The following is a 12,623-nucleotide window of genomic DNA, read 5'->3' as shown; positions in this document are numbered from 1 at the left end:
GAAAATGATAAGAGTTTAAAAAATGTTCGTTTTTAAATTGACTTCTTTTTTCATTTTGGTACAATTATATTGTTTGAAAAGATCGTTTGAAAATTGCGGAGGTGCTTGAATAATGTCTTCAGTAGTAGTTGTAGGAACACAGTGGGGCGACGAAGGAAAAGGTAAAATTACTGATTTCCTTTCTGAACATGCGGAAGTAGTTGCACGATATCAAGGTGGAAATAACGCAGGACATACAATCGTTTTCGGCGGTGTAAAGTATAAATTGCACTTAATTCCATCTGGTATTTTCTATAAAGAAAAAATTTGTGTTATCGGAAACGGTATGGTAGTAGATCCAAAAGCATTACTTGTAGAATTAAAATACTTACACGATCGTGGTGTGAGCACTGATAATTTACGTATTAGTAACCGTGCACACGTTATCTTACCTTATCATTTAAAACAAGATGAGTTAGAAGAAGAGCGTAAAGGTGATAATAAAATTGGTACAACGAAAAAAGGTATCGGTCCTGCATATATGGATAAAGCTGCTCGTATTGGCATCCGTATGGCTGATCTTTTAGATCGTGAATCATTTAAAGAAAAGCTTGAGCGTAACCTTGCAGATAAGAATCGTTTGTTTGAAAAAATGTACGATGCTGAAGGTTTCACTGCTGAAGAAATTTTTGAAGAATATTATGAGTACGGTCAACAAATCGCACAATATGTATGCGATACATCTGTTGTTTTAAATGATGCGTTAGATGAAGGGCGCCGTGTATTATTTGAAGGTGCACAAGGCGTTATGCTTGATATCGATCAAGGTACGTACCCGTTCGTTACATCTTCTAACCCAGTTGCTGGTGGTGTAACAATTGGTTCTGGTGTTGGTCCTTCTAAAATTAAACATGTAGTAGGCGTATGTAAAGCATATACAAGCCGTGTTGGTGATGGTCCATTCCCAACTGAACTTAATGATGAAATTGGTCATCAAATTCGTGAAGTTGGTCGTGAATATGGTACAACAACAGGTCGCCCGCGCCGCGTAGGTTGGTTCGATAGTGTTGTAGTAAGACATGCACGCCGCGTGAGTGGTCTGACAGACTTATCTTTAAACTCTATCGACGTATTAACAGGTATTCCAACTGTGAAAATTTGTACTGCATACAAATATAACGGTGAAGTAATCGATGAGTTCCCAGCAAACTTAAATATTTTAGCAAAATGTGAGCCGGTATACGAAGAGCTTCCAGGTTGGACAGAAGACATTACAGGCATGAAAACATTAGCTGAACTTCCTGAAAATGCAAGACATTATGTAGAGCGTGTGTCTCAATTAACAGGTATTCCATTATCTATGTTCTCTGTTGGACCAGACCGTAACCAAACAAACATTGTTCGTAATGTATACGGCATCTAATCATTGCTATTGATATTAGTAGAGAGCCCATGTTCACATGGGTTCTTTTTTTAAGTTTTGTATAAAAAATAAAAAAAAGTATTGCAAAAATAAATCACTTCATGATATGATAACTCTTGTCGTCACGAAAATATGACGTTGGTGAGAATGAGCCATTAGCTCAGTTGGTAGAGCATCTGACTTTTAATCAGAGGGTCGAAGGTTCGAATCCTTCATGGCTCACCATTTAATTTTTCGTGGCCCGTTGGTCAAGTGGTTAAGACACCGCCCTTTCACGGCGGTAACACGGGTTCGAATCCCGTACGGGTCATTTTTATTTATATATATTTTTTGTGGTCCCGTGGTGTAGTGGTTAACATGCCTGCCTGTCACGCAGGAGATCGCCGGTTCGACCCCGGTCGGGACCGCCACTTTTGTTTATACCACCATTAGTGGTTTTATATATATGTTTTGGCTCGGTAGCTCAGTCGGTAGAGCAGAGGACTGAAAATCCTCGTGTCGGCGGTTCGATTCCGTCCCGAGCCACTCTCAGGATATTAAGTGGGCCCACTTAATGTCCTTTTTATATTGTTCAATTTTACAAATGAGAGCAGTTCTTTTACAATAGAATGAGGAGCCTCTAGCAGTTGAAGCTAGAGGCTTTTCTGTAGATCGTATAAGGTTCCGCTTGTAAGTAGAACATACATGATTCTATGAGAATAGAGGAGAAAATACTCAGACAGTGGATGTGTTTGTATTGAACATCTATATGTGGGATGTAGACTACATATAGATGCCTACGTATGTTTGAGGATGATTGACCATATTTTTATTAGGAGGAAACAAACGATGATGGGAAAAAAAATCTTAGTCGTTGATGATGAGAAGCCGATTGCAGATATTTTAAAATTTAACTTAGAAAAAGAAGGTTTTGAAATTGTAATGGCACATGATGGTGATGAAGCCATTGAAAAGGCAAATGAAGAACAACCAGATATGGTTTTATTAGATATTATGTTACCAGGGAAAGATGGTTTAGAGGTTTGTCGTGAAATACGAAAAAATCATGAAATGCCAATCATTATGCTAACTGCAAAGGATTCTGAAATCGATAAAGTATTAGGTTTAGAACTTGGTGCAGATGATTATGTAACAAAACCATTCAGTACGCGTGAATTACTTGCACGTGTAAAAGCAAACTTGCGTCGCCATCAACAAGGTGGTTCAGCAGAAAAAGAAGAAAACACGGAAATGGTTATTGGACCAATTGTTATTAATTCAAATGCGTACAGTGTAACAAAAAGGGAAGAAAGTATTGAGCTAACGCATCGTGAATTTGAATTGCTTCATTATTTAGCAAAGCACCTAGGACAAGTTATGACGCGTGAACACTTATTACAAACAGTTTGGGGCTACGATTATTTTGGAGATGTACGTACAGTAGACGTAACAGTAAGACGTTTACGTGAGAAAATTGAAGATAACCCAAGTCACCCAACTTTAATTGTAACAAGACGTGGAGTAGGCTATTACTTGCGTGATCCAGAGCAGGAATAATATATGAAGAAAGTTGGCTTTTTTCAGTCCATTCATTTAAAGTTTGTGCTCATCTACATGCTATTAATTTTAATAGCCATGCAAGTTATTGGTGTATATTTTGTTCGGGAGTTAGAAAAAAGTCTTGTAAAGAGCTTTAAAGATTCGCTAACGCAGCAAACGAATTTACTCTCTTACAATTTGAAACAAGAGTTTACAAAAGAGCGTGAGAAAACAGATCCGCCTTTAGAAAATGTTATTAAAACGTCTATAGAGGAATTTTCTTCGAATCGAAATACAGCTATTCAAGAAGTGCGTGTCATTGATCCGAACCGACGTTTATTAGCAACATCTGATCAGTCTAGGCAAGATATGGTAGGTAAGACGGTAACTGATATATCGGTGCAGCGGGCAATTGTACAAAAAAAGACGAATAGTAAGGATGAGAAGGATGGCAAGACGGGCCGGCGTGTCCAGGTCATGGCAACTCCGATTGAAGGGAAAAACGGAAAAATAATTGGTGTTATCCATATCGTTGCTTCTATGGAAGATGTTTATAAGCAGATGAAAGATATTAATCAAATTTTTGCAACTGGGACAGTGATTGCTTTATTAGTGACTGCAGTCCTAGGAATTTTATTAGCTCAGACAATTACAAGACCGATCTCGGATATGCGAAGACAAGCGATTGAAATGGCGAAAGGAAATTACTCGCGTAAAGTAAAAGTGCATAGTCATGATGAAATTGGTCAGTTAGCCTTATCATTTAATAATTTATCGAAAAAATTACAACAAGCACGTTCTTCTACAGAAAGTGAAAGACGTAAGCTGTCATCTGTTTTATCTCATATGACAGATGGTGTAATTGCTACAGATCGAAAAGGGGATATTATTTTATTAAATGATCCTTCTGAAAAAATGTTAAACGTTTCACGTGAAACAGCTCTAGATCAGTCAATTTTAGAAGTGTTAGGTATTCAAGAAGAATTTACGTTAGATCATTTATATGAAGAACCAGACTCTGTGTTATTAGATTTTAGTACGCGAGATGAGCCATATATTTTACGGGCTAGTTTTTCTGTTATTCAAAAAGACACTGGTAAAGCAAACGGTTTAATTGCTGTGTTGTATGATGTGACAGAACAAGAGCGTATTGATCGAGAACGTCGTGAATTTGTCGCGAATGTTTCGCATGAACTTCGTACACCGCTAACAACGATGCGCAGTTATTTAGAAGCATTAAGCGAAGGTGCATGGCAAGATCCGAATATTGCACCGCAATTCTTAGCGGTAACACAAGATGAAACAGAAAGAATGATTCGACTTGTAAATGCTTTATTACAATTATCTAAATTAGATAGTACAGAATATCGTTTAATGAAAGAATGGGTTGATTTCACAGATTTCTTTAATAACATAATCGATCGTTTCGAAATGTCAAAAGAACAAAATGTCATCTTTAAACGCTCATTCTCTAAAAAATCTCGTTTCATCGACATGGATACTGATAAAATTACCCAAGTTTTATATAATATTATTTCGAATGCCTTAAAGTACTCTCCAGAAGGTGGAACGGTAACATATCGTTTGCGCGATCGAGAGGATATGCTGGAAATTAGTGTAAGTGACCAGGGAATGGGGATTCCGAAAGAAAATGTAGATAAGATTTTTGAGCGTTTTTACCGTGTAGATAAGGCGCGTTCCAGACAGATGGGTGGAACGGGTCTAGGTTTAGCTATTGCTAAGGAAATGATTCAAGCACACGGTGGATCTATTTGGGCAAAAAGTGAGGAAGGAAAAGGGACAACTATTTATTTCATCCTTCCAATGGCGAAGGAAGAAGAGGACGAATGGGAATGAATATGGAAAACTTTAAAACCATTGTTCTAATTAATTTAGTTGTCATTAGTTTATTTCTTACTTTTAATTTATGGACATATGTACCTGAATCTAATCCATTGCAAAGTACAAAGTTTGTACAAGGGAATACAACGGCAACAAAACAAGACGTTTCCAATGTCATTGTGCCGTCTTCTATGATTATTCATAAAGATAGTAAGGAAAATAAGCATTTTGCAAGTGAAAAGAAGGAACTTATTGACTTACTATATACAATACTTGAGAGAGGGGAGTTTCATGATTTTAAGGATATTTCAGGTTCAATTCCTAAGAGTGAGTTCCTCTCTTATGTGCACGGTGATGGTAAGATGGAAATTATTTTCCCGACAGAAATTCCATTTGATACAATCAGAGGCGTATTAACAATTAAGGATAAAAAGTTAGAAAAGTATACCTTTGATCGTATTGTTGTGGATCCTTCTAGAAGCCGTGATCAAAATATTGATGTGAATTTTGTTTCATATAGTAATCGGAAAATATATAAAATGACATTGACCGGTGTTGCCCTTAGAGATTTGATAAATGCACAAAATCAATTTTCGGAACTAGCAAGACCGTATTTTGCATACGACATAAATGATATGAAAAAAATATTTTTACCAGATGGTCAAATAGAAATGCAAGCTAAGTTTTATATGACCACTGACATTGGGGTAGATTCATTTAAAAATGCATTGTTTAGAGACCCTCGTTATGTGAAGAGAATCCCTGGTGAAACAGAGGACACATATACGGATGGTATTCGCCTTATGCAAGTAAATAAGCATAGCCCAGTGTTAGAATACACAAATTCATCTGTAGCAGATGGTGGGCATATGTACGGATCTCTTCTCGTGGACCGTAGTTTTGAATTTATTAATAGTCATAGTGGTTTAACAGATGATTACCATTTTGATTATATGGATTCGACAGGTGAGACGCAATTTCGTTTATATGTGGGTGACTTGCCAGTGTTTAACAAAGAAGGGTTATCTACATTAACGCAAGTGTGGGGTGCGGAGGATTTAATTAGTTATAAACGTCCGTTATTTAAGTTGCTCACTAACAAAGGGGACGATAAACCTACGTCTCTTCCAAGTGGATGGGTTGTTATTCAATCATTAGAAAAGAATCCATCAATCAATAAAAAGTTAATTCAAGATATTAGATTCGGCTATAAACTTTTACCGGTTACTGGAATAAACGGAAATGTAGCAGCGGTTAATTTAAAACCGATTTGGTATGTGGTTTATGGCGAGAATCATTTGGTATATGAGTGGAGTGAGGAGAAGGAGGGAGAGCTAATTGGACTGGAACAGGATTAAAACAATTTTTATTGTTACCTTTTTTGTTTTAGATCTCTTTCTCGTTTTTCAATTCATTCAAAAACAAGATAGTAATCAATTAGAACTGATGACGGAAACAGATGTTAGTGATCAATTGAAAGCTGATAAAATTACAATTGGTAACTTACCAAAAGAGCCGAAGAAAGATTCGTTTATCACGGCGAGAAATAAGACATTTACAGAAGAGGATATTCGTTCTTTAAAAAATCAAACACCTATTTTACAGGACTCAAACAAAATTGTAAGTAAGTTAAAAGAACCATTGTTAAGTGCAAAAGTACTTTCAAAAGATAACTATAGTGAGTTTTTAAAGAATTATGTGTTAGATGGTCAGAAATATGAATTTGGTAAAGCTGAGGGAATGAAAATCTATTTCTTTCAAAAGTATAAAGATAAACCGATCTTTTACAATGATCATGGGATGATCGTTGCAGAGTTAAATGAAAAAAATGAGTTTGTTTCATATACACAAACGATGTTAACTGAATTGAAAGAGATGGGTGACGATGGAAAGCCAAAAGAGCAAGAGATTATCACAGCTCAAAATGCTTTAGAAACTTTATACGGGAAAAACCAATTGAAACAAAACACGAATTTTAAAGTGGCACAGATTGGATATGCAACTGTTGTCGCGCCTTCCTCTTCCAATGTACAAGTGCTTGCTCCAACATGGAATTTAAGAACGGATCGAAAAGTAGACTATTTCGTAAATGCTATTGAAGGACAAGTTATTAAGCTGGATAAAGAGAAGGAAAACGGACAAATAATGGAGTGAGCATAAATGAGTTTGCATTTTAGTGTACTTGCAAGCGGCAGTACGGGAAATGCGCTATATGTGGGGACAGAACGAGAAAAATTGCTCGTTGATGCAGGCTTAAGCGGAAAAGCGACAGAAGCTTTATTTCAGCAAGCTGAATTAGATATTTGTGATATCTCGGGTATTCTCGTGACACATGAGCATAGCGATCATATTAAAGGCCTTGGCGTTTTAGCACGTAAATATCATTTGCCTGTGTATGCCAATGAAAAAACGTGGAATGCTATGGAACATTCAATAGGCAATATTCCAACAGCTCAAAAGTTTATTTTCTCAATTGGAGACGTAAAAACATTTGGCGATATTGAAGTGGAATCATTTGGCGTTTCTCATGATGCCGCAGAACCGATGTTTTATACGTTTCATCATAATGGTAGAAAGTTAGCTCATATTACAGACACAGGCTATGTAAGTGACCGTATGAAGGGAATCATTAAAGGTGCGAATGCTTTTGTTTTTGAAAGTAATCATGACGTGGAGATGCTCCGTATGGGACGCTATCCATGGAGCACCAAACGACGTATTTTAAGTGATGTAGGTCATGTTTCGAATGAAGATGCTGCACTTGCGATGACCGATGTCATTACAGATGAGACGAAACATATTTATTTAGCGCACTTAAGTTCAGATAACAATATGAAAGAACTAGCACGTATGTCTGTCGCACAGGTGTTAGAAGAAAAAGGGTTTGCCGCAGGAGACGCATTTAAAATACATGATACGGATCCAAAAGCACCAACGAAAATTCAATACGTATAATTCTTTTTTTTAGTAAACAATAAAGGGGAATACAGTTGTTTTCGGAAGGATTGGTGAACAAGTATGTCCTTTATTGATGAAGAAGAATTCCGTATGAAACGAAAAGGTAAACAGAAGCATAGAGGTATTTTCATTTCTAGTATAGTAGGAACAATTGTTGGGGCTACATTGTTTGCATTTGGGGCTCCAATATTTTCTAAGCCTGGTTCAAAAACAGTGCAACAAGCAGAGGCAAGTGAAGGGAAAACATATGTAGCGCAGTCACAATCAGGTGTAATGCAGACAAGTCGTTCAGGATTTGTTGACGCTGTTGATCGTGCATCTGAAGCGGTTGTAGGTGTAATTAACATACAGCGCGATAGTTTTTCTGAAGCAGATGCAGAAGCAGGAACAGGATCAGGTGTGATTTACAAGAAAGAAAATGGCCGTGCTTATATCGTTACAAACAATCATGTTGTCGCAGGTGCAAACCGTATTGAAGTGAGCTTAAGTGATGGTAAAAAAATTCCTGGTAAAATCTTAGGCAGTGATGTTGTTACAGATTTAGCTGTCTTAGAAGTGGATGCCAAGCATGTAAAGAAAGTAATTGAAATCGGTGATTCTACAAAGGTCCGCCGTGGTGAGGCTGTCATTGCAATTGGAAATCCACTTGGGTTACAATTTTCAGGTACCGTTACACAAGGGATTATTTCGGCGAATGAACGAATTGTTCCTGTAGATTTAGATCAAGATGGGCATTATGATTGGCAAGTAGAAGTGCTTCAAACAGATGCTGCTATTAATCCAGGGAATAGTGGTGGAGCTCTTGTAAATGAAGCTGGGCAATTGATTGGAATTAATTCAATGAAAATTGCTGCAAAAGAAGTAGAAGGAATTGGACTTGCTATTCCTGTTACCAGAGCAGTTCCAGTTATAAGTGAACTCGAAAAGCATGGGAAAGTAAGCCGCCCGTATGTTGGAATTGAACTAAGATCTTTAAATGAAATTCCGACCTATTACTGGGATAAAACATTGCATTTACCAAGCAATGTAACGGACGGTGTGAGCATTTTAGATGTGAAGAGTCCATCACCGGGGGCAGATGCAGGTTTACGAGAACATGATGTAATTGTAGCTATAGATGGAAAAACAGTGCATGATATTATTGGATTCCGAACTGTTTTATATAATAAAAAAATCAATGATAAAATGACGATTACATTTTATCGCGGTACAAAAAGAGCAACAACAACAGTGAAGTTAGGCAATCAACAGTATTAAAAAAACAGGAGGGTTGCCCTCCTGTTTTCTATTGTGGAAAAGTGAGGTGAAAAATTTGAAGTTACCTTGTTGTTTAGAACATGTAGAATTAGCACTAGATATCATTGTGGATGAGTGTGAAGTAGCACCAGTTATCAACAATGTGGATAACTGTGAAAATGAACAAAAAAAATGTGAATTTTGTCAAAATAAGGCGACATATGTTGTATCGAACACAGATTCCCACACAATATGTGGGTAATGCATGTGGATATGTGGATAACTTCTGTGGATAAAGTGTTTGTAAGGTGGGGAAGACGTGTGAATATCTCAATTATTTCAATCGGAAAATTAAAAGAAAAATATTTAAAACAAGGTATTGCAGAATACTTAAAACGATTATCTGCTTACGCAAAAGTAGAAGTCATTGAATTACCGGATGAAAAAGCGCCGGAAAATTTAAGCGAAGCAGAAATGTTAATCGTAAAAGATAAAGAAGGTATACGTATACTGGATAAAATTTCAGATGATACGCATGTTATTGCATTAGCGATTGAAGGAAAACAAAAATCATCAGAAGAATTTGCAGAGAGTCTTGATCGCCTTGCTACATATGGAAAGAGTAAAGTAGCATTCGTAATCGGGGGATCACTCGGATTAAGCTCAGACGTGATGAAGCGTTCCAATGAATCACTTTCATTTTCGAAAATGACATTACCCCATCAGTTGATGAGATTGGTGTTATTAGAGCAGGTGTATCGAGCATTTCGGATTAATCGTGGTGAACCGTATCACAAGTAACGGCAAATTATAAGAAGCAACGGGTAAATAAAGATTCAAATGTCCGTTGTTTCTTTAGTTTAAATATAAAGATTTGCCAAGCATTGTATAAACGGATTCCAATAAATACACGAATATCGCATTTCGTTCTATTAAGGTAGAAACTTTTCTCGCATTAACAAGTGATTAAGAAAAAATAATTATCATATTAAATCATCATAAATAAGAAAGGTATAGGGGTGGTAAAGAGTGACCATTGTTTTTTGGTATTATCCCCTCATAGTAGACAGTTGAAAGAAAGTTACTGTACTGTTTATTATGGAGGGGATTTTTTTATGGGGAAAATTAGAAGAACTTTTTCGATTGATTTTAAAATGAAAGCTATTGAAATGTACTTACATAGAGGAATGGGTAGTAAATTAATTGGAAGGGAATTAGGAGTTACATATTCAGTTATAGACAGATGGATTAAAAACTACAATAGTGAGGGTATTCTTGGCCTACAAGAAAAACGAGGGAGATCTAGACAAACAAATGCAAGTTCAATAAAAACAAGTCATGATGATAGAATAGAACGATTAGAAGTAGAAAATGCATACTTAAAAAAGCTCTTAGCTGCGAAAAAGGAGATGAGGTCAAAAGAGACAAATCAATAGAATACGAGATCATTCATACATTAAAGCATAGCTTTCCAATTGTGTTTCTTTGTGAAATTGCGGGGGTCTCAAGAAGTGGATATTACAAATGGGAAAAAAGAAGAACTAATCCCTCTGAAAAGATGAAGGAAGACCAATTTATTATGTCCAAAATAGTGGAATGCGAACTAGATCCAGATATAAATGGTAGTTTTGGTTATCCAAGAGTTTGTACATGGCTCAAAAAGTATTGTGGTTTACAGATAAATCATAAAAGAGTGTACCGTTTAATGAAGAAAATGGGGATACAAGCTAAGATTCGAAAGAAAAAGTGGAGGCATTTTGGCTTAAAAGAACAATGTGTCGTATCAAAAAATCGTTTAAACAGGGAATTTTCAGCCAGCAAGCCAAATGAAAAATGGGTTACAGATATAACCTATCTCACTTTTAACGGTAAGCGTATGTATCTTTCAGTGATAATGGATCTTTATAATAACGAAATTGTAGCCTACCAAGTAAGCGAAAGCAACAATTTAAAATTAGTTATAGACACAGTGAATAAGGCCTTAAGAAAAAGAAATGTCCACGGAACAGTATTACATAGCGATCAAGGGTATCAATACACGTCCAAAAAATACAACCTATTACTTAAAAAATACAAAATGAATGTAAGTATGTCTAGGAAGGGCAATTGTTATGATAATGCATGTGTAGAGAGTTTTTTTAGTCATTTTAAGACAGAATGTTTTTACAGAAATGAGTTTCATGAAAAAGAGCAAGTTTTCAAAGCCATTAGAAGATATATGAGGTATTACAATAACAAACGATTCCAAAAAAAATTAAACAACCTTAGTCCTGCTGAATTTGGAACTAAGGCTGCTTAATGAAAAGGCATCTAATCTTTTACTGTCTACTTGACAGGGGTAAGACCATTTTAAATCTGGCCCCAATCTACATGCTGACATAAAAAATAAAAGTTAGATTGGAATTCATAATTATTTTTGTTGCTTCTCTCTAGTAATAAATTTGGCATATTCTAGTGGGTTGAGGAATGCTCTATCGATTGTTTCTTCATCTTGTACCCATAAAGAATTTTTTCCGGGTTTAGCATTACATTCAATGAACCATAAATGTCCCTTCGTATCTATCCCGATGTCTATCCCAATTTCACCAAACCGACCATATACGGACTCGATTTTCTCATAAACATTTACTAGGAATTTCTCTAATCTACCCTTTAACTCGCTTATTTTATCATCCGAATAACCCATGTTATTTGTGAAGAAGTCATCAAATCGATCAATCGTTTCTTTATCATGTACCCGTAATGTAGTTTTTCCGGGTTTAGCATTACATTCAATGAACCATAAATGTCCCTTCGTATCTATCCCGATGTCTATTCCAATTTCACCAAAGGCACCGTAGGATAGTTCAATTTTCTCGTAAATATAGAGAAGAAGCTTCCCCAGCTGTTTTTTCAATTTTGTGGTTTCATCATCTGTATAACCCATATTATTTTTGAAAAAATCATCGAATGGATAAACCGTCGATTGTGTACGGGTATTCGTAATAGGTGAATTTTCTGTACCTAATCGTATATAATGCGCAACATATTCTAATTGCCCCTGACCATTACGCTGTATCTCAGACCTTATGTCCGCAGTTCCATCATTTAATTGAATTAAGTCAATGGCTTTTTGCATAATAAATGGCTTGCCATTATAAAATAAATTAATTGCCTTAAATAGATCATTAAAATTTTTAAAAGTGGCAGTCTTTAAAGATGATTTACCAAAATGAGTGTATCCATAGCCCTCCGAGTTCATAGTTACGCACATAATTCCGCTTCCATTATTTTGACTTAGGGACTTAAGAAAAACTCTAGAGCTTTGTTTGAACATTTGCTTTAGATCTTTTTTGTTTTTACAGAATCTTGTTTCTGGTAAATGAGGTCGTAATTCTTCATATTGTCTTAATTGTTGATTAACATGCCATTTATCAAAACAGTGTTGGGTATTTATGATGGGAATGCCCATTTCTTCAAATGTATTCCTAATTTTATGAACAATATTTCCCTTATTTAAACCGGATGACCTACGGTTATAGTAAACATCTGGAAATGGGAAGTCAGCTCGAGTCCATTTTTTTCCTCTGTATTAAAAAAGTCCCATTTATAAGCTTTTGTTCAAAATTCACACCCTTGTCCGAAAAAAATATAAATTTGTATTTGCAATTTGGTTCATCTTTTGAAG

The 12,623-nt window shown here is 36.0% G+C and carries 12 protein-coding genes and 4 tRNA genes; 15 read left to right on the top strand and 1 reads right to left on the bottom strand.

From position 1 onward, the window contains the following. The first annotated feature begins 112 nt into the window (after positions 1-112). From QUF99_RS28260 to QUF99_RS28190, 15 genes are all read left to right on the top strand, one after another. Complete coding sequence (locus QUF99_RS28260; protein WP_289374516.1) at positions 113-1,402, top strand: adenylosuccinate synthase; 1,290 nt, start codon at positions 113-115, stop codon at positions 1,400-1,402. A 149-nt stretch (positions 1,403-1,551) separates the two neighbouring features. Further along, positions 1,552-1,627, top strand: a tRNA-Lys gene (locus QUF99_RS28255). Between the two features lie 13 nt (positions 1,628-1,640). Further along, positions 1,641-1,712 (top strand) — tRNA-Glu (locus QUF99_RS28250). 24 nt (positions 1,713-1,736) lie between these two features. After that, positions 1,737-1,812: transfer RNA gene (locus QUF99_RS28245), tRNA-Asp, on the top strand. A 42-nt stretch (positions 1,813-1,854) separates the two neighbouring features. Then, positions 1,855-1,927: transfer RNA gene (locus tag QUF99_RS28240), tRNA-Phe, on the top strand. A gap of 303 nt (positions 1,928-2,230) precedes the next feature. Then, positions 2,231-2,938, top strand: coding sequence for a cell wall metabolism DNA-binding response regulator WalR (gene walR, locus QUF99_RS28235; protein ID WP_289374514.1), 708 nt, complete (start codon positions 2,231-2,233; stop codon positions 2,936-2,938). A 3-nt stretch (positions 2,939-2,941) separates the two neighbouring features. Continuing rightward, positions 2,942-4,777 (top strand): cell wall metabolism sensor histidine kinase WalK, encoded by a 1,836-nt coding sequence (gene walK, locus QUF99_RS28230; RefSeq protein ID WP_289374512.1) that lies wholly within the window; start codon positions 2,942-2,944, stop codon positions 4,775-4,777. Continuing rightward, on the top strand, positions 4,774-6,120 hold the full coding sequence (locus QUF99_RS28225; protein WP_289374782.1) for a YycH family regulatory protein: 1,347 nt from the start codon (positions 4,774-4,776) through the stop codon (positions 6,118-6,120). The genes walK and QUF99_RS28225 overlap by 4 nt, the downstream gene beginning before the upstream one ends. Next, positions 6,101-6,916, top strand: coding sequence for a two-component system regulatory protein YycI (locus QUF99_RS28220; protein ID WP_289374511.1), 816 nt, complete (start codon positions 6,101-6,103; stop codon positions 6,914-6,916). The genes QUF99_RS28225 and QUF99_RS28220 overlap by 20 nt, the downstream gene beginning before the upstream one ends. A 6-nt stretch (positions 6,917-6,922) precedes the next feature. After that, entirely contained in the window at positions 6,923-7,717 is a 795-nt protein-coding gene (locus tag QUF99_RS28215) for an MBL fold metallo-hydrolase (protein ID WP_289374509.1), read from the top strand. 63 nt (positions 7,718-7,780) lie between these two features. Continuing rightward, positions 7,781-8,977, top strand: a complete 1,197-nt coding sequence (locus QUF99_RS28210; protein WP_289374507.1) for a S1C family serine protease — start codon at positions 7,781-7,783, stop codon at positions 8,975-8,977. Between the two features lie 55 nt (positions 8,978-9,032). After that, positions 9,033-9,218 carry a CxxH/CxxC protein gene (locus tag QUF99_RS28205; protein WP_289374505.1) on the top strand — a complete coding sequence of 62 codons (186 nt, stop codon included), beginning with the start codon at positions 9,033-9,035 and terminating at the stop codon, positions 9,216-9,218. Between the two features lie 59 nt (positions 9,219-9,277). After that, positions 9,278-9,757 carry a 23S rRNA (pseudouridine(1915)-N(3))-methyltransferase RlmH gene (gene rlmH, locus QUF99_RS28200; protein WP_286122983.1) on the top strand — a complete coding sequence of 160 codons (480 nt, stop codon included), beginning with the start codon at positions 9,278-9,280 and terminating at the stop codon, positions 9,755-9,757. Between the two features lie 314 nt (positions 9,758-10,071). Beyond that, positions 10,072-10,392 (top strand): helix-turn-helix domain-containing protein, encoded by a 321-nt coding sequence (locus QUF99_RS28195; RefSeq protein WP_289368028.1) that lies wholly within the window; start codon positions 10,072-10,074, stop codon positions 10,390-10,392. Continuing rightward, complete coding sequence (locus tag QUF99_RS28190) at positions 10,314-11,255, top strand: IS3 family transposase (protein WP_353958373.1); 942 nt, start codon at positions 10,314-10,316, stop codon at positions 11,253-11,255. Before QUF99_RS28195 ends, QUF99_RS28190 begins: the two co-directional genes overlap by 79 nt. Before the next feature lie 111 nt (positions 11,256-11,366). Here QUF99_RS28190 and QUF99_RS28185 read toward each other — a convergent pair whose 3' ends face one another. After that, positions 11,367-12,407 (bottom strand): YheC/YheD family protein, encoded by a 1,041-nt coding sequence (locus QUF99_RS28185; protein ID WP_289374503.1) that lies wholly within the window; start codon positions 12,405-12,407, stop codon positions 11,367-11,369. Positions 12,408-12,623 lie beyond the last annotated feature (216 nt).

This window comes from Bacillus sp. DX4.1 (assembly GCF_030348195.1).
Lineage (GTDB): Bacteria > Bacillota > Bacilli > Bacillales > Bacillaceae_G > Bacillus_A.
Note: the sequence above shows the minus strand (reverse complement) of the source record. Positions and strands in the feature narration are given on the sequence as shown.